This window comes from Rhodovastum atsumiense (assembly GCF_937425535.1).
In the GTDB taxonomy this organism is placed as follows: Bacteria; Pseudomonadota; Alphaproteobacteria; order Acetobacterales; family Acetobacteraceae; genus Rhodovastum; species Rhodovastum atsumiense.
Genome location: NZ_OW485601.1, coordinates 5924777 through 5949202 on the forward strand (window position 1 = coordinate 5924777; position 24426 = coordinate 5949202).

Annotated in this window: 18 protein-coding genes and 1 pseudogene; 13 read left to right on the forward strand and 6 right to left on the reverse strand. The window is 68.7% G+C overall.

Going from position 1 to position 24426, the window contains the following annotated elements; genetic code table 11:
• The first annotated feature begins 62 nt into the window (after positions 1 to 62).
• Positions 63 to 1073 carry a D-cysteate sulfo-lyase gene (cuyA, locus tag NBY65_RS26685; protein WP_150043001.1) on the forward strand — a complete coding sequence of 337 codons (1011 nt, stop codon included), beginning with the start codon at positions 63 to 65 and terminating at the stop codon, positions 1071 to 1073.
• On the opposite strand, the gene NBY65_RS26690 is transcribed toward cuyA, so the two are convergent.
• Positions 1037 to 1837 carry an enoyl-CoA hydratase-related protein gene (locus NBY65_RS26690; RefSeq protein WP_150043002.1) on the reverse strand — a complete coding sequence of 267 codons (801 nt, stop codon included), beginning with the start codon at positions 1835 to 1837 and terminating at the stop codon, positions 1037 to 1039. The two genes, cuyA and NBY65_RS26690, sit on opposite strands and share 37 nt — an antisense overlap.
• Before the next feature lie 73 nt (positions 1838 to 1910).
• Here NBY65_RS26690 and msrA point away from each other — a divergent pair, with 73 nt between their 5' ends.
• A complete protein-coding gene (msrA, locus tag NBY65_RS26695; protein WP_150043003.1) occupies positions 1911 to 2477 on the forward strand; it encodes a peptide-methionine (S)-S-oxide reductase MsrA in 567 nt (188 codons plus the stop codon).
• A gap of 156 nt (positions 2478 to 2633) precedes the next feature.
• Here the strand turns inward: msrA and ilvD are convergent, their stop codons facing one another.
• The gene (gene ilvD, locus NBY65_RS26700; protein WP_150043004.1) at positions 2634 to 4484 is read right to left on the reverse strand and encodes a dihydroxy-acid dehydratase; all 1851 of its coding nucleotides are present in this window, start codon (positions 4482 to 4484) and stop codon (positions 2634 to 2636) included.
• A gap of 199 nt (positions 4485 to 4683) precedes the next feature.
• Here ilvD and mazG point away from each other — a divergent pair, with 199 nt between their 5' ends.
• The gene (gene mazG, locus NBY65_RS26705) at positions 4684 to 5475 is read left to right on the forward strand and encodes a nucleoside triphosphate pyrophosphohydrolase (RefSeq protein ID WP_275266324.1); all 792 of its coding nucleotides are present in this window, start codon (positions 4684 to 4686) and stop codon (positions 5473 to 5475) included.
• Between the two features lie 20 nt (positions 5476 to 5495).
• On the opposite strand, the gene NBY65_RS26710 is transcribed toward mazG, so the two are convergent.
• Positions 5496 to 5669, reverse strand: coding sequence for a hypothetical protein (locus NBY65_RS26710; protein WP_162530730.1), 174 nt, complete (start codon positions 5667 to 5669; stop codon positions 5496 to 5498).
• Between the two features lie 100 nt (positions 5670 to 5769).
• Complete coding sequence (locus NBY65_RS26715; RefSeq protein WP_150043006.1) at positions 5770 to 6657, reverse strand: LysR family transcriptional regulator; 888 nt, start codon at positions 6655 to 6657, stop codon at positions 5770 to 5772.
• A gap of 131 nt (positions 6658 to 6788) precedes the next feature.
• Here NBY65_RS26715 and NBY65_RS26720 point away from each other — a divergent pair, with 131 nt between their 5' ends.
• The 10 genes from NBY65_RS26720 to NBY65_RS26765 all read left to right on the forward strand — a co-directional run bounded on the left by NBY65_RS26720 (position 6789) and on the right by NBY65_RS26765 (position 21416).
• Complete coding sequence (locus NBY65_RS26720; protein ID WP_150043007.1) at positions 6789 to 8285, forward strand: CoA-acylating methylmalonate-semialdehyde dehydrogenase; 1497 nt, start codon at positions 6789 to 6791, stop codon at positions 8283 to 8285.
• A gap of 20 nt (positions 8286 to 8305) precedes the next feature.
• A complete protein-coding gene (locus NBY65_RS26725; protein WP_150043008.1) occupies positions 8306 to 9628 on the forward strand; it encodes an aspartate aminotransferase family protein in 1323 nt (440 codons plus the stop codon).
• A gap of 532 nt (positions 9629 to 10160) precedes the next feature.
• A complete protein-coding gene (locus NBY65_RS26730; RefSeq protein ID WP_150043009.1) occupies positions 10161 to 11759 on the forward strand; it encodes an ABC transporter substrate-binding protein in 1599 nt (532 codons plus the stop codon).
• 3 nt (positions 11760 to 11762) lie between these two features.
• Positions 11763 to 12704, forward strand: coding sequence for an ABC transporter permease (locus tag NBY65_RS26735; RefSeq protein WP_150043010.1), 942 nt, complete (start codon positions 11763 to 11765; stop codon positions 12702 to 12704).
• A gap of 22 nt (positions 12705 to 12726) precedes the next feature.
• Positions 12727 to 13647, forward strand: a complete 921-nt coding sequence (locus NBY65_RS26740; protein WP_239002939.1) for an ABC transporter permease — start codon at positions 12727 to 12729, stop codon at positions 13645 to 13647.
• A 38-nt stretch (positions 13648 to 13685) separates the two neighbouring features.
• Positions 13686 to 15338: a dipeptide ABC transporter ATP-binding protein gene (locus NBY65_RS26745; RefSeq protein ID WP_150043011.1), complete on the forward strand. Its 1653-nt coding sequence runs from the start codon at positions 13686 to 13688 to the stop codon at positions 15336 to 15338.
• Between the two features lie 41 nt (positions 15339 to 15379).
• Positions 15380 to 16903, forward strand: a complete 1524-nt coding sequence (locus tag NBY65_RS26750; protein WP_150043012.1) for a M81 family metallopeptidase — start codon at positions 15380 to 15382, stop codon at positions 16901 to 16903.
• 28 nt (positions 16904 to 16931) lie between these two features.
• Positions 16932 to 18332, forward strand: coding sequence for an amidase family protein (locus tag NBY65_RS26755; RefSeq protein ID WP_150043013.1), 1401 nt, complete (start codon positions 16932 to 16934; stop codon positions 18330 to 18332).
• Between the two features lie 28 nt (positions 18333 to 18360).
• Complete coding sequence (locus NBY65_RS26760; RefSeq protein WP_150043014.1) at positions 18361 to 19962, forward strand: gamma-glutamyltransferase; 1602 nt, start codon at positions 18361 to 18363, stop codon at positions 19960 to 19962.
• 23 nt (positions 19963 to 19985) lie between these two features.
• Complete coding sequence (locus tag NBY65_RS26765) at positions 19986 to 21416, forward strand: amidase family protein (RefSeq protein ID WP_239002940.1); 1431 nt, start codon at positions 19986 to 19988, stop codon at positions 21414 to 21416.
• Positions 21417 to 21616: 200 nt separating this feature from the next.
• Here NBY65_RS26765 and NBY65_RS26770 read toward each other — a convergent pair.
• Both NBY65_RS26770 and NBY65_RS26775 read right to left on the reverse strand, forming a co-directional pair.
• Positions 21617 to 21994 (reverse strand): annotated as a pseudogene (locus NBY65_RS26770) (response regulator); the annotation flags it as partial.
• Positions 21991 to 24270 carry an ATP-binding protein gene (locus tag NBY65_RS26775; RefSeq protein ID WP_150043017.1) on the reverse strand — a complete coding sequence of 760 codons (2280 nt, stop codon included), beginning with the start codon at positions 24268 to 24270 and terminating at the stop codon, positions 21991 to 21993. The pseudogene NBY65_RS26770 and the gene NBY65_RS26775, both read right to left, overlap by 4 nt.
• Positions 24271 to 24426: the final 156 nt, after the last annotated feature.

The window sequence follows — 24426 nt, forward strand, 5'->3', positions numbered from 1 at the left end:
GCCTTGCCGCCGCGCCTCTGTGACAGTCACGCTCCCTTGCCCCGATACGGATTCGTGGTTCCATGCATTTTTCCCGATTTCCGCGCGTAAAAATCTGCCACGCCCCTACCCCGCTCGAATTCCTGCCGAACCTGACGCGCCACCTCGGCGGGCCGCAGCTCTGGATCAAGCGCGACGACTGCACGGGGCTCGCCACCGGCGGCAACAAGAACCGCAAGCTGGAATTCCTGGTCGGCGAGGCCCTGGCGGCGGGTGCGGATCACCTGGTGACGCAGGGCGCGGTGCAGTCCAACCACGTCCGCCAGACCGCCGCGGCGGCGGCGAAATTCGGCCTGAAATGCTCGGCGCTGCTGGAACACCGGGTGGAGACCCCGGACACCGACTATACCGACAGCGGCAACGTGCTGCTCGACCGGGTGCTGGGGCTCGACATCGATTATCGCCCCGCCGGAACCGACATGCAGGCGGCGATCGAGGAACTGGGCGCCCGGCTGCGTGACCAGGGCGCCAGGCCCTACCTGATCCCCGGCGGTGGTTCCAACGCCACCGGCGCGCTCGGCTACGCCAATGTGGCGCTGGAATTGCTGGCCCAGGCCAACGAGCAGGGCCTGCGCATCGACCGGGTGGTGCATGCCACCGGCAGCGCCGGCACCCAGGCCGGGCTGGTCGCCGGGTTCACGGGGCTGAACGCCGGCATCGGCGTGCTGGGCATCGGCGTGCGCGCGCCCAAGGACAGGCAGGAAGCCAATGTGCACCGGCTCGCCGAGGCGACGGCGGAACGGCTAGGGGTGAAGGGCGGCGTGCCGCGCGCGGCGGTCGAGGCCAATTGCGACTATGTCGGCGCCGGCTACGGCATCCCGACCGAGGGCATGGCCGAGGCGGTGCGCCTGCTGGCCCGCCTGGAAGGCATCCTGCTCGACCCCGTCTATTCCGGGAAGGGCATGGCCGGGCTGATCGACCTGATCCGCAAGGGCGCGTTCGGCCGCGACGAAAATATCGTGTTCGTGCACACCGGCGGCCAGGCCGGGCTGTTCGGCTACCGCGACGTCCTCACCCGCGCCGCGGCGTCCTGAGCGCCGGCCAGGACGGCGCGCAGGCGCTGTCGGGGCTCTGGGCCGTCCCAGCACGCGGCAAAGGCCGCAAGGCCGGGGGCGGCCCGCTCCGCCGGCAGCAGGTCCTCCCATTGCCGCATCAGCGCCTTCTGCCGGCGCACCGCCCCGGGCGCGCCGGCCAGGATCTCGCCGACCAGCCGCTCCAGCGCCCGTTCCAGTTCGGCTTCCTCCACCACCTCCTCCACCAGCCCCCAGGCCAGCGCGGTGGCGGCATCGATCGGCTCGCCGGTGAGCAGCAGGCGCCGCGTGCGCCCCCAGCCGATCAGCCCGGGCAGCAGCGCCGCCCCGGTCACGCAAGGCAGGCCCATGCGCAGTTCCGGCATGGCGAACAGCGCGCCACTGGCGGCAATGCGCAGGTCACAGGCACAGGCGAGTTCCAGCCCCGCCCCGATCGTCCAGCCCTGCAGCCGCGCAATCACCGGCACCGGCAAGGTCCGGATCGCCTGACACACCCCCTGCAACCGGACAGCGAAATCCTGCGCCATGGCCCGGTCAGCTTCCGCCAGCTCGGCAAGATCGGCGCCGCCGATGAAGGCGCGCGCGCCCTCCCCGGCCAGCACCACCGCCCGCAACGCCTCGTCCCCCGCCAGATCCCGCAACGCCGCGGCGAGGTCCTCCATCAGCCCCAGGCCCAGCACATTCAACGGGCCGGACTGGGCAAGCGTGATCCGCGCCACCCGTCCCTCCGGCCGCTCCCGCATCCGTGTCACGATTGCCGGCGTCATCGGTCATCCCTTGGCGAGCGCTGGACATGCGGGCGCCCAAACCCAACGTTAGGTAACGACGCGGAGGAAAGCCATGGCAGAAGAACCGACGAAGACAGAGCTCGCGACCCTCGGGGGCGGGTGCTTCTGGTGCCTGGAAGCCATCTACGTGGGGTTGCGCGGGGTGCGGAAAGTGGTCTCCGGCTATGCCGGCGGACACGTGGCGAACCCGACCTATGAACAGGTCTGCGGCAAGCAGACCGGCCACGCCGAGGTGGTGCAGATCAGCTACGATCCCGCCCAGATCAGCTACGAAGACCTGCTGCGGGTGTTCTTCACCATCCATGACCCCACCACCAAGGACCGGCAGGGCAACGACGTCGGGCCGCAATACCGCTCGATCATCCTGGCCCATGACGAGACCCAGCAGGCCACCGCCCGGAAAATCATCCGGGAAATCAACGAGGCCGGCATCTGGCCGGCGCCGCTGGTGACGGAACTCAAGCCGCTCGACCATTTCTGGCCGGGCGAGGCCCACCATCAGGATTACTTCGCCCGCAATCCCTGGACCGGCTATTGCCAGGTGGTGGTGGCGCCGAAGGTGCTCAAGTTCCGGGAGACGTTCGCGGATCGGCTGAAACCGGTGGCCACGGTCGCCTGATCCGGGGCGCTGCCCCGGCCCTGCCAGGAGGCTTCGCCTCCTGGACCTCCACCAAGGGCCACAGGCCCTTGGAACCCATGATTTGCCGCGCAGCGCGAATGGGGTGCAGGGGCCTTGTGGCCCCTGCCGGGTCGAGGGCAGAGCCCTCGCCTTCCCTTAACGCCGCTTGAGCTGCGCCACGTCCCGCACCGCGCCACGCGCCGCGCTGGTGGTCAGCGCCGCGTAAGCCTGCAGCGCCGCCGACACCTTCCGATCACGCCCGACCGGCTGCCAGGGTTCCGCCCGGGCTTCCATCGCGGCACGGCGGCGGGCGATCTCGGCGTCCGGCACGGCGAGCCGGATCGAGCGGGCGGGGATGTCGATCTCGATCGTGTCGCCTTCCTCCACCAGCCCGATGGTACCGCCTTCGGCCGCCTCGGGCGAGACATGGCCGATCGACAACCCCGAGGTGCCGCCGGAGAAGCGTCCGTCGGTGATGAGGGCGCAAGCCTTCCCGAGCCCCTTCGATTTCAGGTAGCTGGTCGGGTACAGCATCTCCTGCATGCCCGGCCCGCCCTTGGGGCCTTCGTAGCGGATCAGCACCACGTCGCCGGCCTGCACCACGCCGCCGAGGATCCCGGCGACCGCGGCGTCCTGGCTTTCGAAGATGCGGGCGGGGCCGGAGAAGCGCAGGATCGAGGCGTCGACCCCGGCGGTCTTCACCACGCAGCCTTCCTCGGCGATGTTGCCGGTCAGCACCGCGAGCCCGCCATCCTTGGAAAAGGCATGGGCGGCGTCACGGATCACGCCCTTCTCACGGTCAATGTCGACCTCCGGCCAGCGGGCGGACTGGTTGAACGGCTCGGTGCTGGGGATTCCGCCCGGGGCGGCGCGGAAGAGTTCGTGCACCGAGGCGGCCTCGGTGCGGCGCACGTCCCAGCGGTCCAGTGCCTCGGCCAGGGTGCGGCTGTGCACGGTGGCGGTGTCGCGGTTGACCAGCCCGGCGCGGTCGAGCTCGCCGAGGATGCCGAAGATGCCGCCGGCGTGGTGCACGTCCTCGACATGCACGTCGGCGACGGCGGGGGCGACCTTGCACAGCACCGGGACGCGGCGCGAGAGGCGGTCGATATCGGCCATGCCGAAAGGCACACCGGCTTCCTGCGCCGCGGCGAGCAGATGCAGCACGGTGTTGGTCGAGCCGCCCATGGCGATGTCCAGCGTCATGGCGTTCTCGAAGGCGGCGAAGCTGGCGATGTTGCGCGGCAGCACGGAGGCGTCGTCCCGCTCGTACCAACGCTGGGCGAGGTCGACGATCAGGTGGCCGGCTTCCACGAACAGCTTGCGGCGGTCGGCGTGGCTGGCCAGCGTGGTGCCATTGCCGGGAAGCGCCAGTCCGAGCGCCTCGGTCAGGCAGTTCATGGAATTCGCGGTGAACATGCCCGAGCAGGAGCCGCAGGTCGGACAGGCCGAGCGCTCGACCGCCTCGACCTCGGCGTCGGTGACCGAGGCATCGGCGGCGACCACCATGGCGTCGATCAGGTCGACGGCGCGCTGCCGGCCCTTCAGCACCACCTTGCCGGCCTCCATCGGGCCGCCGGAGACGAAGACCGTGGGGATGTTGAGGCGCAGCGACGCCATCAGCATGCCCGGCGTGATCTTGTCGCAGTTGGAGATGCAGACCAGCGCGTCGGCGCAATGGGCGTTGACCATGTACTCGACGGCATCCGCGATCAGCTCGCGCGAGGGCAGGCTGTAGAGCATGCCCTCATGGCCCATGGCGATGCCGTCATCGACGGCGATGGTGTTGAATTCCTTGGCGACGCCGCCCGCCGCCTCGATCTCGCGCGCAACCAGCTGGCCGAGATTGTGCAGGTGGACGTGGCCGGGGACGAACTGGGTGAAGGAATTGGCGATGGCGATGATGGGCTTGCCGAAATCGCCTTCCTTCATCCCGGTCGCGCGCCACAGGCCGCGGGCGCCGGCCATGTTGCGGCCGTGAGTGGTGGTGCGGGAACGGTAGGCGGGCATGCGGCTTGCTCCTGGCGAAATTTGCGGCGGATTTTGCGGCATGTGACCCGAAGCCGGGGGCGGACTCAACCCTGCGGGAAGCTGGGAGGGATGCCGGGTTGGCATGGGAGCACGGGAAGATGGGTATCACCGCGGGCTGGGACAGCCCCCGCCAGGGGGTTATGTCTGCGCCGAGAATGCCCTGCCCCGGAGAGTGCGCGTGACCGCCGAAACCGAACTGCGCCGATTGCTCGACATCATGGTCGCCCTGCGCGACCGCGCCAGCGGCTGTCCCTGGGATGTCGCGCAGGATTTCGCCTCGATCGCCCCCTACACGATCGAGGAAGCCTACGAGGTCGCCGACGCGATCGCCCGCCGCGACTTCGCCGCCCTGCCGGACGAGCTGGGCGACCTGCTGTTCCAGGTGGTCTACCACGCCCGCATGGCCGAGGAGGAAGGCCGCTTCGATTTCGCCGAGGTGGCACGGCACATCGCCGACAAGATGGTGCGCCGCCACCCGCATGTCTTCGGCGAGGCCGCCGCGCGGACCGCGGGCATGCAGGAAGCCGCCTGGGAGGAACAGAAGCGCGCCGAGCGCGCCGCCCGCGCCGAGACCGGCACGCTTGCCGGCATTCCGCTCGGGCTCCCTGCCCTCACCCGCGCCGAGAAGCTGACCCGTCGCGCCGCCCGCGTGGGCTTCGACTGGCCCGATGCCGAGGCGGTGCTGGCCAAGCTTGACGAGGAAGTGGCCGAATTGCGCGCCGAACTGCCGGGCGCCGATCCGGCGCGGCTGACCGACGAGATGGGGGACCTGCTGTTCGTGATGGCCAATCTCGCCCGCAAGCTCGGCCTCGACCCCGAGCGCTGCCTGCGGGAAGCCAACCTGAAATTCGCCCGCCGCTTCGGCGAGGTGGAACGGCGCCTGGCGGAGACAGGGCGGACGCCGGCCGATGCGACGCTCGACGAGATGGAAGCGCACTGGCAGGACGCCAAGCGCGCCGAACGCGGCTGAGACGGAATTCCCGCGGGATTCTACGCGGCGCCGTTCGGTGCCTCGCGGTCATGCGCCGCGTCTTCGTAGGTTTCTGCGAGATCGAGCAGAAGCGCGCGGATCCAGGGATCGCCCGCGTCCCTGGCCAACTGCCGGAACCGGGCGGCCTCGGCAAGATCCTGGGCCATCGGCGACAATTTTTGGTTGATCGTCATGGACAAGATTTACGCTTTGGGATTGCCTGGACAAATCCGTATCGATGTCAAATTAACTTGATCATTACGTTCGATATCGCACGGAAAGTCCGCCCCGCCCTCAGTCGGGCAGGAAGCGCAGGCGTTCTTCCTTGAAGCGTCGGGCGAGGAACGCGCGACAGGACGCGACGCGCAACAGCGCCTGCGTGTCGGGATGGGCGAGCAGGTGATAGCTGCGGCGAAACCGGAGCTGGGGCAGGATTGGCACCAGCCCGGCCGAACCGCGTGCGGCGAAGTCGTGCAGAATGCCGATGCCGACCCCGGCCTTGACGGCTTCCATCTGCCCCACCACGCTCGCGCACCGGAACAGGCGGCGCGCATGCCGCTCCAGCGCCATGGCGTAATCGAGCGATGAGGCATAGGCGTAGTCCTCGACCCCGGTGACGATGACGTGGTCGGCAAGGTCGTCCGGGGCGATGGGCGTTCCGTTCGCGGCGAGATAGCTGCCGGCCGCGTAGACGCTGAGCGAATAGTCGCTCAATCGCGTCACCAGCAGCCGCCCTTCCGTCGGCGGGTCGAGGCAGATGGCGAGATCCGCTTCACGCCGTGACAGCGAGAAGGTCCGTGGCAGCGGCACGAGTTCCACCACGAGGCCGGGATGCAGCCGGGTGAATTTTCCCAGCTCGACAGCCAGGAAATAATTGCCGAGCCCATCGGGGGCGCCGATCCGGACCGTCCCTGTGACCGAGCTGGCCTTCTCGTGGGAAGTCTCGATGATGCCGAGGATTTCCGTTTCGATGCGCTCGGCCGTCGGCAGCAATTGCTCCCCTGCCTGCGTCAGCACCGACCCGGCCGGCCGCCGGTCGAACAGGCGCACGCCAAGGGAGTCTTCCAGGGCGTCGAGGCGCCGGGCCACGGTGGCGTGGTTGAGCCCCAGCCGCGCCGCGGCGGCCAGCATCTGCCCGCTCCGCGCCACCGCGAGGAAGATACGCAGGTGATCCCAATCCATTATATATTTCGCGCACAACGTTTGTGCTGATTATCGAATTGATGTGCGGTAGACGATATATAAGGATCCGGCGTTCCACAACCGGCCTGCGACGGCTGCCGCACCCAGGCCCCCAGGATCAAGGATCGGCCATGGTCGAGCGCATACCGCATTTCATCAATGGTCGCCGTGTTCCCGGAACGGGCCGCACCGCCTCCGTGTTCAACCCGGCCACCGGGCAGCAGACCGGTGCCGTGGCGTTGGCCTCGGCGGATGAGGTGCGCGGCGCCGTCGCGGCGGCGGCGGCGGCCGCCCCCGACTGGGCGGAGACCACGCCGCTGCGCCGGGCCCGCATCCTCAACCGGTTCCTGCGCCTGCTCGAGGATCGCGCCGACCAGCTCGCCCGGGTCATCAGCGCCGAGCATGGCAAGGTGCATTCCGACGCGCTCGGCGAGATCCAGCGCGGCATTGAAGTGGTCGAATTCGCCACCGCGGCACCGCAGTTGCTGAAGAGCGAAATGACCGAGAATGTCGGCACCCGCGTCGACAGCCATTCGCTGCGCCAGCCGCTCGGTGTCGTCGCCGGCATCACGCCGTTCAACTTCCCGGCCATGGTGCCGATGTGGATGTTCCCGGTGGCGCTCGCCTGCGGCAATACCTTCGTGCTGAAGCCGTCCGAGCGCGTGCCCTCCGCGGCGATCCTGCTGGCCGAATGGCTGAAGGAGGCAGGGCTGCCGGATGGCGTCTTCAACGTGGTGCAGGGCGACAAGGTCGCGGTCGACGCGCTGCTGCTCGATCAAGACGTGCAGGCGGTGAGCTTCGTGGGATCGACCCCGATCGCCCGTTATGTCTATGAAACGGCGACCGCGACCGGCAAGCGCGCCCAGGCGCTCGGCGGCGCCAAGAACCACATGGTCGTCATGCCCGATGCCGATCTGGATCAGGCGGTCGATGCGCTGATGGGCGCGGCCTACGGCTCGGCTGGCGAGCGCTGCATGGCGGTCTCGGTGGTGGTGCCGGTGGGCGAGGCAACGGCGGAGGCCCTGATTGCCAGGCTGGAACCGCGCGTGCGGGCGCTGAAGGTGGGCCCCGGCACCGATCCCGCCGCCGAGATGGGACCGCTGGTGACCCGCCCGCATTTCGAGAAAGTCAAAGGCTACGTCGATGCCGGTGTCGCGGAAGGCGCGACGCTGCTGGTTGACGGGCGCGGCCTGCGGGTGCCGGGCCATGAGGACGGCTTTTTCATCGGCGGGACGCTGTTCGATCACGTCACCACCGCGATGACGATCTATCAGGAAGAGATCTTCGGCCCGGTGCTCGCGATCGTCCGTGCCCCCGACTACGCGGCGGCGGTGGCGATGATCAATGCGCACGCCTATGGCAACGGCACCGCCATCTTCACCCGTGACGGCGACACCGCGCGCAGCTTCGCCCACGAGATCAAGGCCGGCATGGTCGGCGTCAACGTGCCGATCCCGGTGCCGATGGCCTTCCATTCCTTCGGCGGCTGGAAGGCATCTCTGTTCGGCGACCATCACATGCACGGCCCGGAAGGCGTGCGCTTCTACACCAGGCTGAAGACCATCACCACGCGCTGGCCGACCGGCATCCGCGCGGGCGCCGAATTCGTCATGCCGACGATGAAGTGAACAAGCAAGGTCCCTTCTCCATGCAGATCCCTGCCCGTCCCAACGACCTCGCCTCCTTCTGGATGCCCTTCACGGCAAACCGGCAGTTCAAGAAGGCGCCGCGCCTGTTCGTCGCCGCCGACCGCATGCACTACCGGACCGATGACGGGCGCAGCGTGCTCGACGGCACCGCGGGGCTGTGGTGCTGCAACGCCGGCCACAACCGGCCGAAGATCGTCGAGGCGATCCGTCGGCAGGCCGGCGAGCTCGACTACGCGCCGGCCTTCCAGATGGGGCATCCGAAGGCGTTCGAGTTCGCCAACCGTCTCGTCGCCATCGCACCGGACGGCTTCGACCACGTCTTCTTCACCAACTCCGGGTCGGAATCCGCTGACACGGCGCTGAAGATGGCGCTGGCCTATCACCGCATCCGCGGCGAGGCGCAGCGTACCCGCCTGATTGGCCGCGAGCGCGGCTACCACGGCGTCAATTTCGGTGGCATGTCGGTTGGCGGCATCGGCGGCAACCGCAAGATGTTCGGCCAGTTGCTGCCCGGCGTCGACCATATCCGCCACACCCATGATCCGGCACGCAACGCGTTCTCGCGCGGCCAGCCGGAGCATGGCGCCGAGTTCGCCGACGAACTGGAGCGGCTGTGCGCGCTGCATGATCCCAGCACGATCGCCGCCGTGATCGTGGAGCCGATGGCGGGATCGACCGGCGTGCTGATTCCGCCGAAGGGCTACCTCGAGCGGCTGCGCGCGATCTGCGACAAACACGGCATCCTGCTGATCTTCGATGAAGTCATCACGGGATTCGGCCGGCTCGGCACGCCCTTCGCGGTCGATCATTTTGGTGTCAGGCCGGACCTCTTCACCATCGCCAAGGGCATGACCAACGGCGTCGTTCCCATGGGGGGCGTCTTCGTCACGGGGAAGGTTCATGACGCCTTCATGAGCGGCCCCGAATACATGATCGAGTTCGGGCACGGCTACACCTACTCCGGCAACCCGATCGCCTGCGCCGCCGGCATCGGCACGCTCGACACCTATGCCGAGGAAGGGCTGCTCACGCGTGGCGCCGAGCTCGCGGAGTACTGGGCCGATGCGCTGCATTCGCTGCGTGGCCTGCCGCATGTGATCGACATCCGCAATCTCGGCCTGATCGGTGCCATCGAACTCGAGCCGATCCCGGGGGATCCGACCAAGCGGGCTTTCTCCTGCTTCCTCGATGCCTTCGAGCACGGCCTGCTGATCCGCACGACCGGCGACATCATCGCCCTGTCGCCGCCCCTGATCATCGAAAAGCCGCAGATCGACGAGTTGTTCGGCAAGCTGGCCGATGTCCTGAAGCGCGCCGCCTGACACGGGCGGGTTGCCGGGTACGGCAACCGAAATTCGATGGCCATCACATGCGGTCCGGCGCAAGCCGGGCCGCATGTGCGTTTGCGGGCCTGCTCGGCAAAAGACATCACGTCCGGCCGCGAAATCCCGAAACCGTCGACCTACGTGCTATTGCGGAAGCGGATCCATGCAGGCGTCCGTCATCCTGCACAAGATTTTCGCCCTCGGAACTGTCGTCGCTGCAATTTGCGGCTGATGCGCATGCATGGGGCAGAAAATGCCTGACGATGACGCAAGATAAACCGACTCTGCATCAACCATTGTCATGCATCCCGACGCCGGCAGTGCGCAGGACCCACGTACCCATTCGCCAAAACCTCTGCGACTCCGTTGCGATTTCACCTGATGGAACGCGCAGGCACGATTTGCGACGAAAACGCAACAGACCTGCAAGATGGCGTTGGCTGGCATGCCAATTGCGAACGGCTGCGTGCCGACAACCATGAACCGTCGGGCCGGATCCTGACTGATTCCGCTCCTTTTGAGGACTTCCATGGTCACGAAGCCATCCCGCCTTCGCGTCTTTGCGGCGAGCCTTGTTTCCGCCTGGCTGGCGGCCTCCTGCCTCACCACGGCGAAAGCCGAGACCACCGTCACGGCGGTGATGCACGCCCCGTTGCGGGCGCTCGATCCGGTGATCAGCACCGCCTATATCGTGCGCAATTACGGCTACCTGGTCTACGACACCCTGCTGGCGCGGGACTCCAAGGGCAACGTGAAGCCGCAGATGGCGTCCTGGACGGTTTCGCCCGACGGCAAGACCTACACCTTCACGCTGCGCGACGGACTGGCCTGGCATGACGGCACGCCGGTCACGGCCGAGGACTGCGTGGCCAGCCTCGGGCGCTGGAGCAAGGTCGACAAGCTCGGCCAGATCATGGCTTCGCTGCTGACCGAGATGAAGCCGGTGGATGCCAAAAGCTTCACCATGACCTTCTCGGTTCCCACCGAGATCGGCCTGATGGCACTCAGCAAGCCCAGCGGCGTCGCCCCCTTCATGTTCCCCAAGGCCGTCGCCGCGACACCGGTCAGCCAGGCGATCACCTCGACCATCGGATCCGGTCCGTTTCGGTTCGTGACGGCCGAGTACAAGCCCGGCGTGCAGGCCAGCTTCGTGAAGAACACGGCCTATGTACCGCGACCCGAGCCGGCCGACGGCCTCGCCGGCGGCAAGGTGGTCAAGATCGACAAGGTGGTCTGGACCACCATGCCCGACCCGATGACCGCCGTGAATGCGCTGCTCGGCGGCGAGATCGACATGATCGAGCAGGTGCCGCACGATCTGCTGCCTCTGGTCGAAGGCAATCCCGGCTTCACCACGGTGGTCTTCCGCAAGCAGGGCAGCCAGAATCTCGCCCGCCTCAACTGGACCCAGCCGCCCTTCAACAACCCGAAGATCCGCGAGGCCGCCCTGCTCGCGCTCGGCCAGCAGCCGCTGCTCGATGCCCAGGTCGGCAGTGGCTCCAAATACGCCGAGACCTGCCCGGCGGTGTTCGGCTGCGGCAGCCGCTATGCCAGCAGCTACGGCGCCGACCGGACCGTGAAGGCCCAGCCGGCGAAGGCCAAGGCGCTGCTGAAGGAAGCCGGCTACGACGGCAAGCCGATCGTCCTGCTGCACGCCACCGACCTTGCCACGCTGGCGCCGATGGGACCGGTCTTCGCCCAGCAACTGCGCAATGCCGGCTTCACCGTTCAGATGTTGTCGATGGACTGGGCGAGCGTGGTGGCGCGGCGTGCCTCCAAGGCGCCGGCGGCCGAAGGCGGCTGGAACGTCTTCTCCACCACCAACGTGCTGCCTGATGTCGCCGATCCGCTGGGCTTCATCGGCGTGGCTGCCGGCGGCGACTCCGCCTGGTTCGGCTGGCCGAACGTGCTGGAGATCGAGGCTGCCCGGGCGAAGCTCGCCCGCACCGCCGATGCCGCCGAAGCCACGAAGATCGGCCAGGAAATCCACAAGCTGGTCATCGACAACGTGGTGATGATCCCGATGGGCGAGTTCTATTCGGTCACCGCCCTGAGCAAGAAAGTGGCCTATCAGGTCGATGCCGAGGCACCGGTGTTCTGGGCCATGTCCAAGTCCGCGGGCCGCTGATCGATGCTGCTCACCATCGCCAGGCGCCTGCTTGCGGCGATCCCGGTGCTGTTCATCGTCACGGTCATCGTCTTCCTGTTGTTGCGCCTTTCCCCCGGCGATCCTGCCGTCATGATCGCCGGGAGCAACGCCACGGAAGAACAGTTGCAGGCGCTGCGCGAGGCCATGGGCCTCAACCAGCCCATGCTGCAGCAACTGGCCATCTGGCTGCACCAGGTGCTCACCGGCGATCTCGGGACATCGCTGATTTCCGGCATGCCGGTGGCCGATATGGTGCTGGACCGCTTCGGCCCGACCCTGGCGCTGAGTCTCTCGACGATCCTGTTTGCCGTCGTGGTGGCGATCCCGCTCGGGGTCGTCGCTGCGCGGCAGCAGGGCAAGCCGCTCGACCGGTTGATCATGGCTGGATCGGTGGTGGGGTTCTCGGTGCCGGTGTTCATCATCGGCTACGTGCTGATCCTGGTCTTCGCCCGGATGCTGAACCTGCTGCCGGTGCAGGGATACCAGCCACTCTCGGCGGGCTTCGTGGAGTTCGCACGGCGGCTGGTGCTGCCGACGGTGACGCTGAGCTTCCCCTATATCGCCCTGATCGCCCGCATCGTGCGGACCAACGTGATCGAGGTGATGAACGAGGACTTCATCCGCACCGCCCGGTCCAAGGGCATGACGGAAGGCGCCGTGCTGGTCCACCATGCCCTTGGCAACGCCGCCGTGCCGATCATCACCATCATCGGTGTCAGCATCACCATGCTGATTGGCGGCGTGGTCGTCACCGAATCCGTCTTCAACATCCCCGGGCTCGGACGGCTGGTGCTGGAGGCGGTCCTGGCCCGCGACTACACGGTCATCCAGTCGCTGATCCTGCTGTTCTCGGTCCTCTACGTGCTCATCAACCTGGGTGTCGACCTGCTGTACGGCGTGTTCGACCCCCGCATCCGCCACTGATCCGCAGAGGACCCGGGACGAGATGACGAAACCAGCAGAAATCCCCTTCGCGCCGGCGGCCGTGGACGCATCGCTGCCGCCGATGGATGCACCGGCCGAACGACCGGGCCTTGTCGCTTCACTCAGGCGCATCCTGTCCGCCTGGGCGGTCAGGCTGTCCCTCGCCGTTCTGGTGGCGATCGTGCTGATCGCCATCCTCGCCCCCTGGCTCGGCACCGTCGATCCGGTGCAACTGGCACCGGCGCAGCGGCTGAAGGGAATTTCACCGGAACACTGGCTCGGCACCGACAGCTTCGGCCGGGATGTCTATTCGCGCATCGCCTATGGCGCCCGCGTCTCACTGGTGGTGGGCGTCGGCACGGTGATCGTGAGCGTCCTCTTCGGCCTGCTGTTCGGCGTGCTGGCCGGCTATTTCCGCTGGCTCGACATGATCGTCATGCGCATCATGGACGGGTTGATGGCGATTCCGGGCATCCTGCTGGCGATCGCCCTGGTGGCGGTGTCCGGCGCGACCCTGACCACGGTGCTCGTCGCCATCGCCATCCCCGAGATCCCGCGCGTCGTCCGCATGGTGCGCAGCGTCATCCTCGGCGTGCGCAACGAACCCTATGTAGAGGCGGCCATCTGTCTCGGCACGCCCTTGCCGGCCATGGTCTGGAACCACATGCTGCCGAGCACCCTGGCGCCGCTGCTGGTGCAGGGCACCTACATCTTCGCCTCGGCCATCCTGACCGAGGCGATCCTGAGCTTCCTCGGTGCCGGCATCCCGCCGGAAACGCCCTCCTGGGGCAACATGATGGCCGATGGCAGGGTCTATTTCCTGCTGAAGCCGGAGCTCATTCTTTATCCCGGCCTGATGGTGTCGCTGACCGTGCTCAGCGTGAACCTGCTCGGCGACGCGCTGCGCGACGGCCTCGATCCGCGCATGGCGAAGCGCCTGTGATGTCCGCACTGGTTTCCGCTCCCGGAAAGGGTACCGCCATGGCCGACGCGCCGCCCCCTTCGGATCCGACCGTCGTGCTCTCGATCAGGAACCTGACCGTCGACACGGTGCCGAAGGGCCGCCAGGGCATCGTCCGCAACATCAGCTTCGACGTGCACGCCGGCGAGACGGTCTGCATCGTCGGCGAATCCGGTTCGGGCAAGTCCGTCACCTCGCTCGCGATCATGGGGCTGCTTCCCGAAGGCAGCCTGCGTACCAGCGGCGGCGAGATCCTGCTCGATGGCGAGAACCTGGTGGCGGCGACGCCGGCGCGGCGGCGCGAGCTGCGGGCGACCCGCGTTGCCATGGTCTTCCAGGAACCGATGACCGCGCTCAATCCGGTGCAGCGCGTCGGCGACCAGATCGACGAGGTGCTGCGCCTGCACACGAAGCTGCCGGCGGCGGAACGGCGGCGCCGGGTGCTCGCCATGCTCGAACGGGTCCGGCTGCCCGACATCGAGCGCGTCCATGCCTCCTATCCACACCAGCTCTCCGGCGGCCAGCGCCAGCGCATCGTCATCGCCATGGCGCTGATCCTGCGGCCACGGCTGCTGATCGCCGACGAGCCGACCACCGCCCTTGATGTCACCACCCAGAAGCAGATCCTCGCGCTGATCCGCGAGTTGCAGGAGGAAGAACAGACCGCCGTCGTCTTCATCACCCATGATTTCGGCGTCGTCTCCGAGATCGCCGACCGGATCGTGGTGATGAACCGCGGCGACATGGTCGAGGTCGGCAGCCGCGCGGAGATCCTGACCGCGCCGAAGCAGGCATATACGCGGCTGCTGGTCTCCTCGGTGCCGAGCCTCATTCCGCGCTGCGTGCCCTTGCCGGAGAACAAGCCGGTGCTGGAAGTGGTGGCCCTCGGCAAGACCTACGAGGAACGGCGGATCTTCCGTCCCGATCGTGTCGTGGTGGCGGCGAACGATGTCACCTTCACCGTGCGGCACGGCGAGATCACCGGCATCATCGGCGAATCCGGATCCGGCAAGTCGACGGTGGCGCGCTGCATCATCCGCCTCGCCCAGCCGACCGAGGGCAACGTCCTGCTCGGCGGCGAGGACATCACCCATGAGCGCGACCTGCGGCCGGTGCGGCGGCGCATCCAGTATATCTTCCAGGATCCGTACCGGTCACTGAATCCGCGCCGCACCATTGGCGATTCGCTGATCGAGGGGTTGCTCAACTACGGGACGCCGCGCGCCGAGGCGCTGGCCGCGGCGGCCCGCACGCTCGAATCGGTCGGGCTGCCGGCCGCGGTGATGCAGCGCTACCCGCACCAGTTCTCCGGCGGCCAGCGCCAGCGCATCGCCATCGCCCGTGCCCTGGTGATGAATCCGGACCTGCTCGTCGCCGACGAGGCGGTCTCCGCCCTGGACGTGTCGGTGCAGGCCCAGGTGCTGCAACTCTTCGAGAAGATCCGGAGCGAGACAGGGGTCGCCATCCTCTTCATCACCCATGACCTCCGGGTCGCCGCGCAGATCTGCAACACGGTGGTGGTGATGGAGCGCGGCAAGGTGGTCGAGCAGGGCAGCGCCGCCGAGGTCCTCGGCGCGCCCCGCCATCCCTACACCCGCGCCCTGATCGGTGCCGCCCCCGCCCCGCATTGGGATTTCCAGAACTTCCGTCCGGCCGCCTCGGCCCAGGCCTGACCCGCTTCCTTCATCCGTGCCCATCCCAGAGGAGCGCAGCCATGCGCATCGCCTTCGGCGGCTTTCAACACGAGACCAACACCTTCGCCCCGACCAAGGCCGATTTCGCGGCCTTCGAACATGGCGGCGGATGGCCGGGGCTGTGCCAGGGACCGGGGATCTTCGACGCGCTGGTTCCGACCGCCAACATTCCCGGCGCCGGCTTCCTGGCGGCGGCGCGGCGTGCCGGGCATGAGATCGTCCCGACCTGCTGGGCCGCCGCGAGCCCTTCGGCGCACGTCACCCGTGATGCCTATGAGCGCATCGCCGGCGCCATCGTCGCCGGCATCCAGGCCGCCGGTGCGGTCGATGCGGTTTATCTTGACCTGCATGGCGCCATGGTGGCCGAGCATGCCGATGACGGCGAAGGCGAGATCCTCGCCCGCGTCCGCGCCGTGGTCGGCCCCGAGGTGCCGATCGTGGCGAGCCTCGACCTGCACGCCAACGTCACCGCGCGCATGCTGGAAGCGGCGGATGCGCTGACCGCCTTCCGCACCTACCCGCATGTCGACATGGCCGAGACCGGCGCGCGCGCGCTGCGCCTGATCGAGGCACGCCACGCGCTCGGCCGGCGCTTCGCCGTTGCGGCGCGGCGCATCCCCTTCCTGATCCCGATCTGCTGGCAATGCACCGACGACGAACCGGCGCAGGGGCTGTACGCGAAGCTCGCCGCGATCGAGGCGGACACCGGCATCGCCGGGCTTTCCTTCACCATGGGCTTCCCGGCCGCCGATTTCCCCGAATGCAGCCCGGTGGTCTGGGCCTGCGGCGCGGATGCCGCCGCCGTCGAGGCCGCCGCCAGCGCGCTGGAAGCGGCCGTGCTTGCGGCCGAGTCCCGCTTCGCGGGCGATCTTCTCTCCGCCGAGGCCGCGGTGCGACAGGCGATGGCCGAGGCCGCGCAAGGACTCCGGCCGATCGTCATCGCCGATGCCCAGGACAATCCCGGCGCGGGCGGCAATTCCGACACCACCGGCCTGTTGCGCGCCCTGGTCGCGGCCAAGGTGCGCAACGCGGCACTCGGGCTGATGGTCGACCCGGCTGCTGCCGCCGCCGCCCATGCGGCCGGTGAAGGCGCCACCATCCGGCTCACGCTCGGCGGCTGTTCCGATGTGGAAGGCGATGCGCCCTTCGAACTCGACGTGGTGGTGGAAAAGCTTTCGGACGGCCGCTGCCAGACCACCGGTCCCTATTACGGCGCGCGCGAGATGGATCTCGGCCCGAGCGCCTGCCTGCGGCACGACGGAGTGCGCGTGGTGGTGGCCAGCCATAAGGCGCAGTTGGCCGATCAGGCGATGTTCCGCTTCGTCGGCATCGAGCCGACCACGGCGGATGTGCTGGTGGTCAAGAGCACGATCCATTTCCGCGCCGATTTCCGGCAGATCGCCGGCCGGATCATCACCGCCGTCGCCCCCGGACCGATGTTCATGCTGGCGACCGACCGCGTCTGGAAAAACCTTCCGGACGAATTGCGCATGCTGCCCGGCGGGCCGCGTTTCGCCGAGGTCGCCGCGACGACGCGGCGCTGAGCCCCCCATCCGGACGAGAAGGACATCCATGTCGGAACTCTGGCGTCTCTCCGCTGCCCAGGTCGCCAATCTGGTGCGTCTCGGCAAGGTCTCCGCGACCGAGGTCGCCCGCGACGCGCTGGCACGGCTTGCCGCGGTCAATCCCGCGATCAACGCCGTCGTTGATCACAACCCGGAGGACACGCTGGCCCAGGCCGCGGCCATCGACGCGGCGGTCGCCGACAAGCGCCCGCTCGGCCCGCTCGCCGGCGTGCCCATCACCATCAAGACCAATATCGACCAGGCGGGCTACGCCACCAGCAACGGCCTGCGCTCCAAGGCCCATCTCATTGCCACCGAAAACAATCCGGTGGTCGACAATTTCCGCAAATCCGGCGCGGTGATCCTGGGCCGCACCAACACCCCCGCCTTTTCCTCGCGCTGGTTCACCAACAACCAGCTTTACGGCCCGACCCGCAATCCGCGCGATCCGGCGCTGACGCCAGGGGGCTCCTCGGGTGGGGCCGCGGCGGCGGTGCTCGCCGGCATCGGCTGCATCGGCCACGGCAACGATATCGGTGGATCGGTGCGCTACCCGGCCTATGCCTGCGGCATCCATGGGCTGCGGCCCGGCCTCGGCCGGGTGCCAACCTACAATGCCAGCGGTCCGGCCCGCACCATCGGTTTCCAGCTCATGTCGGTGCAGGGACCGCTGGCGCGCACCGTGCACGATGTACGCCTCGGCTTCGAGGTGATGACCGGACGCGACATGCGCGATCCCTGGATGTTCGAAGCCCCGGTCTCCACCCACAACCCGAAGCTCGCCGCGCTGTGTCTGCACCCGGATGGCATCGACACCGTGCCCGAAGTGGAAGCGGCGCTGCTGGATGCCGCGCAACGCCTGCGCGATGCCGGCTGGACCGTGGTGGAACTGGATCACGTGCCGCCGATCAAGGAGGCGACCGACATCCAGTTGCTGCTCTGGGTCGCCGACTATCCGGCGCAGAAGATCGCCGATGCCGAGGCGGAAGGCGACCCCGGCGCCATCGAGGCGATGCGCGGCGCCGTCGAGATGGTCGGCGAGGTCGATGTCGCCCGTTTCTCCGCCGCCCTCACCCGGCGCGCCGACATCGTGCGCGAATGGCTGCGGTTCCTCGAAACCTATCCGGTGCTGCTGATCCCAAATTCCTCCGAACTGCCGTTCGACGACGAGATCGACCTGCCGGAGCGCAAAGGCTTCCGCTGGGTGCTGGAGCGCCAGCATTTCATGGCCGGCCCGCCGGTCATCGGCATTCCGGCGCTGACGGTCTCAACCGGCATGGTCGGCACCCGGCCGGTGGGTGTACAGATTCTCGCCGGGCGCGGCCGCGAGGATCTGTGCCTGTCCGCCGGTGAGGCCATCGAGGCGCGCGGCGTCCCGCCCATGCCGATCGATCCGGTCGTCGCCTGACCCTGACCCGCAAGCCCGAGTGCCCGCCATGCCCGTCGTCGATATCCGCTCACCCAACCTGTCGCGCTCGATCGAGTTCCGCCGAAAGCTCACCCGCTCCGAGGGCGGGATCGTGGTGGCGCAGAACCGCCTCGCCGCGCATATCGGCACCGAGGTGCTGCGCGCCGGCGGCACGGCGGTCGATGCCGCGCTCGCCGCTTCCTTCGCCATCGGCGTGTTGGAACCCTGGATGAGCGGCATCGGCGGCGTCGGCGCGATGCTGGTGCGCAGCCCGGACGGTGCCGTCATCGCGATCGATGCCGGGGCCCGTTCGCCGCGCGGCCTCGATCCGGCGGAATTCCCGCTGGTCGAGGGCCGCGACGGCGATCTCTTCGGCTGGCCGAACGTGCTGGAGGATCGCAACGTCACCGGCGCCCGCTCGGTCGGCGTGCCGGGCCTGGTCGCCGGGCTCGCCGCGGCGCATCGTCGCTTCGGGCGCATGCCCTGGCGCGATCTCGTGTTGCCGGCGGCAACGATCGCTGCTGAAGGACCGATCGTCGATCACCACACCATGTTGTGGATCGCCCAGGAAATGAGCCGGATCCGGCGCGATCCGGCCTGCCGGGACCGCTTCCTGCCGGGCGGGCTGCCGCCTTCCGCCCCGGCCGCCGTCTCCGGCAAGGTGGCGCGCCTGCCCACCCCGGCACTGGCGGAGACGCTGCGCCTGCTCGCCGAGGCCGGCCCTGATGCCTTCTATCGCGGCGATCTCGGCCGTGCCCTGGCCGAGGACGTGCGCACCGCCGGCGGCTGGCTTTCGATGGAGGATCTCGCCGCCTTCACCGCCGTGGTCGAACCCGCCGCGACCGAGCCCTATCGCGGCCACAGCCTGCATTTCGTGCCGGCGCTGAACGGCGGCGTGACCGTCGCCATGATGATGCGCGAGTACGCGCACGCCTTCACTCCCACGGCCTCGGCGCCCGACCGCGCCAGCTTCCTCGCCGCCGCCGAGGCCATGGCGAAGGCGTGGACCTATCGCTTCGAGAAACTCGGCGATGGCGCCGAGCGAACCCTGCCGAGCTGCACCACCCATCTGAGCGTGGTCGACCGTGACGGCACCTGCGTCGCGCTGACGCAGACGCTGCTTTCGGCCTTCGGCTCCGCCATGGTGTCGCCGCGCACCGGCATCCTGCTCAACAACGGCATCAACTGGTTCGATCCCCGCCCCGGCCGGGTCAATTCCATCGCGCCGGACAAGAAGGCGCTGGCCAATTACAGCCCGATGGTGATGACCGGCCCTGGCGACGATGTCGTGGCGATCGGCGGCTCGGGCGGGCGCAAGATCCTGCCGGCGGTGTTCCAGGCGCTCAGCTTCATCGCCGATTCCGACTGGCCGCTCGACGCGGCGATCGCCGCCCCGCGCATCGACAGCTCGGCGCCGCCGACGATCGTCGCCGATGCGCGCCTGCCCGCCGATGTGGTCGCGGCGCTCGGCGAACGCTGGCCGACCGTGCTCGCCGAGCGGATCGGGCATCCCGCGCATTTCACCAATCTCGGCGCCGTGCGCCGGCGCGGCGGCGTCAACGAAGGCTTCGTCGAGCCCTACCACGCCTGGGCCGATGCCGTCGCCGAGGGCGACGCCCTCTTCGCCTGATGCCGCCGATCGGAGATCGAAACGTGGTTGCTCTCCCTGCTTCGCCGAATGCCTCTGAACCGCTGTGGGGTCTTCCCGCCGCCCGCATCGCCGATCTCGTCACCCGGCGCGCGGTGTCCGCGGTCGAGGTCGCCGAAGCCACCCTCGCCCGGCTCGATGCGGTCAATCCGAAGCTCAACGCCGTGGTCGAGCATCGCCCCGAGGAGGTGCTGGCCCGCGCCCGCGCGATCGACGCGGCGATCGCCGCCGGGAATCCGGTCGGCCCGCTCGCCGGGGTGCCGGTGACGATCAAGGTCAATGTCGACCAGGTCGGCTTCGCCACCACCAACGGCCTGACCCTGCAGAAGGACCTGATCGCAGAGACCAACAACCCGGTGGTCGATGCCTTCCTCGCCGCCGGAGCGGTGCCGGTGGGACGCACCAACACGCCCGCCTTCAGCTATCGCTGGTTCACCAGCAACCGCATCCACGGCGCCACCCGCAATCCCCGCAACCCGACCCTGACCCCTGGCGGCTCCTCGGGCGGCGCCGCCGCCGCGGTCGCCGCCGGCATCGGCACGATCGCCCACGGCACCGACATCGCCGGATCGATCCGCTACCCCGCCTATGCCTGCGGCGTGCATGGCCTGCGCCCGAGCCTGGGCCGCGTCGCCGCTTACAACGCCAGCGGGGCGAAGGACCGCACCATCGGCCCCCAGATCATGGCGGTGTCAGGGCCGATCGCGCGCAGCGTCGACGACCTGCGACTCGGGCTCGCGGCGCTGGCCCGGCCCGATTCGCGCGATCCCTGGTCGGTGCCGGTGCCGCTCGACGGGCCGGACCTGCCGCGCCGGGCCGTGGTCTGCCACCGCCCCGACGGCATGGCGACGGCGCCCGAACTGGTGATGGCCCTGGAAACCGCCGCTGCCGCCTTGCGGGATGCAGGCTGGACCGTGGAAGAAGTCGAGTCGCTGCCGCCGCTCGCCCCGGCCGTTCCCATCCAGGTCACGCTGTGGATGGGCGATGACTGGGCCGGCCAGATGGCGACCGCGCGCCGGGAAGGCGATCCCGGCGCGATCGCCGCCCTGGAAGGCCAGCGCGACTTCGCCGAAACCATCGGCATCGCCGAGTATTCCGATGCCCTGGTCCGGCGCCTGGGCATCGCCCGCGCCTGGGCGCGGTTCATGGACGAGACCCCGGTGGTGCTGTTGCCGCCGAGTGCCGAACTGCCCTTCCCCGACGATCTCGACCTGCGCAGCGCCGAGGATTATCGCCGGGTCTGGACGGCGCAGATGCCGATGATCGCGCTGCCGGTGACCGGCCTGCCCTCGCTGACCCTGTGCACCGGGCTGCTCGCCGGCGGCATGCCGGCCGGGGTGCAGATCGTCGCGGGGCGCTTCCGGGAAGATGTCTGCCTTGCCGCCGCGGCGGCGATCGAGGCGCGATGCCCGAAGCTGGGGATCGCCGAACCCTGACGCGCGGCGGCCGTGGCGGCCGGAAATCGGCCAGCCACGGCCACGCTGCCATCCTGGGCGTCTCTGTTGGGAAGGGGGCAGGCCGGAATGACGGACATGGCGGGCAGCGCTCCGAGGCTTCCCCGCTCGGGCGGCGGTGGCGGTACAACCGCCTCCAGCCAGTAGGCGGCGAAGCGGCGTACCGTGGCGGCGAACGCGAGCGGATCCAGGGTTTTCTGCAGATACCCGGCGGCGCCCATGGCATAGCATGTGGACACCGTCGCCGGATGGCTCGAGGTGGACACGATCACCACCGGAACGGATCGCCACCACGGGCTGTCACGCAGGGAGCGCAGCGTCTCCGGCCAGTCGGCTCCCGGGAAATTCAGGTCGAGCAGGACCACCAGCGGATAGGCGCCGCACAGCGCGTCCGGCCAGTTGGAACGGCCGGCCAGCAGCGTGGCGATGTCATCCGCCTCCTTGCAGCGATGCACCGGATTGGGCAGCCCGGCCTTGCGCAGCGCCCAGACCAGGACCTCGAAGTCTTCGTCGCTGTCCTCGACGACGACAAGCGGGCGCTCGGGCAGGTGGGCCCTCAAGGCCGGTTCTCCCCTTCAGGCGTTCCTGCGAGGGTGAACAGGAAGCTCGTCCCCTGGCCGGGTCCGTCGCTTTCGGCCCACAGGCGTCCACCAAGCCGCTCCACCATCCGGCGCGCGATGGTCAGTCCGGCACCGGTGCCACCGCCGAATTTGTCGCGGCCGTGCAGCCTGCGGAAGATCTGGAACACCGTTTCCAGGTGCTGCGGGGCGATGCCGATGCCGTTGTCGCGGATGCAGAACAACCGTTGTCCGTTCTCCTCCCGCCAGCCAATCTCGATCCAGCGCTCGCCCGCGGGACGTTCAGTGAATTTGAGCGCGTTGACGATCAGGTTGGTGAGTACCTCGGTTAGCCGGACAGGGTCGCCCAGCGCCTTGGGCAAGGGGCGCGGCACCCGGATTTCGACGCCCCCCTCGGCGATCCGCGGCGCCAGTTGCTCAAGCACGGCGCGCAGGAGGGCGTCGAGGTCGACGGGCTGCAGCACGACCTCGGTCCGGCCGACGCGGGAGTACTGCAGCAGGGCATCGGTGAGGTCGTCCATCCGCCGCGTGAGGCGGAGGATCGTCTCGATGCGGCCGCGCTCCTCCTCGTTCAGCTTCTCGTGGGCGCTCTCGTCCAGGAAATGCGCGAAATTGTGGATCCCGCGCAGGGGCTCCTTGAGGTCATGGGAGGCGACGTAGGCGAAGCTGTCCAGCTCGGTGTTGCTCTTCCGCAGTTCCTCGTTCAGCCGCAGCAGCACGACCTCGGCGATGGCCTGGCGCAAGCTGCCGGCGGCTTCCACCTCGCAGGCCAGCCATGGCCGGGACCGTCCCCTCACGTCCTCCTTCCAGAGATCAAAGGAGGTTCGGGGCGTCAGGCGCGCCTCGCCGTCCACCACGTCGATCTGCACCGGCTTGCGCGGGTCGCCCGCCCAACTCACCGTCTGGACGAGTTCGGGGCGGAACCACATGACGAATTCCTGCCTGCTGCGCATCAACCGCGCCGCCAGCAGGCCGCTCGCGGCCTGCTGGAACGACCGGGCGGGCGGATAAGCCTCCGCAAGCCCGTCGGTCGCGAAGACCGGCCCCGTGTCGTCCTGTTCGTCCAGCCAGGCGGCGATCCCGCGCACCTCCGTCTCCGAGGGCGTGGTCCCGAGCAGCATGACGCCGCCTTCCGTGACCAGGGCCGCTCCCGTCGCGTCGAGCCATCCGAGCAAGGTCACGTCTCCCCGGCAGAGGCCGCGGCGGTGGTCCGACTCATCCTCCATCTGCCGATGGAGCACGATGATGGCGTCCCCCATGCGTCCCCGGTAGGCGGCGGTGTCGCGTTCCTCCTGCTCGGCCATCAGTGACGAGACCATGTGCGCCAGAAGTTCCACGGCGGTACGCGTCCGGCAGGGCACGTGCAGCGGCGCGGCGTGATGCATGCAGGAGATCAGGCCCCACAGCGCGCTGTCCTTCATCAGCGGCATTACCATGGTCGCGTGGGCGCGCATGTTCTTCAGGTAGCTGGAATACATCACGGAGACATGGCGCAGGATGGCCCGGCTCATGTCCACCGGCTGGTCGGAGGGCGGCAGCAGCGGCACGGGCGTGTAATCGACGTTCGGCAGGTGCCGCAGCCAGCTGAGCGCGAACAGGCGCCGGGCCGGCGCGGGGATGTCGCTGGCCGGGAAATGCTGGCCGAGATAGGGATTGAGGCCGTCCCGGATGGCTTCGGCGACCACCGCGCCGCTGCCGTCCGCAGTGAAGCTGTACGCCATCACCCGGTCAAATCCGGTGAAAGCCCGTACCTGCGTGACGGCTGCCTCCAGAAAGCCCTGCAGGCTGGCGGCGGACTGCAGTTGCCCCGTGCAGTCGGCCAGGTCGGCGTAGGGGTTCAGCATCGGCAGGTCCGCGGCGCCGCGGCGTTCCAGCTCCAGGATCAGCACGTCGCCGGCGCGGTGGGCCATGGCGTCGAAGGCGTCCCTGCCCGGCGCGGCCGGCACTTCCAGCAAGTGGGCCGGCCCACGGTCCAGCCTCTCGCCCGCCTGGCGGATGGCGGCGCCGAGGGCAGCCGCCAACTCGTCGCCCAGCAGGGCCGGCAGCCCGCGTGACAGCAGGTCGGGAACGGGGATCCCGAAGAGGTCGGCCATGTTCGCGCTTGCCTGCAGCAGGCCAAGATCCGATGGCCGCAGCACCAGCATGACCCCGTGCGGCTGGATCAGGCCGGGCATGTGGACGAGTTCCCTGTCGCAGTTGCTCAGGTCCACGTTCGCGGCCGTCACGACCGCGTCGGCTGCGCCCGCTTCATGTTGCATTCCATCCCCTCGCCGCAACGCGATCAGCCCGCGCCGCCCACGCGCGGAACCACGGCGGATCGCAGGAGTTCGGCAGGCTACCGTCATCAAATCAAGGCAAATCTTGATGAAATGCCAGAGTGCATTTATTCATCATTGCCAGTGATCGCGTCAGTA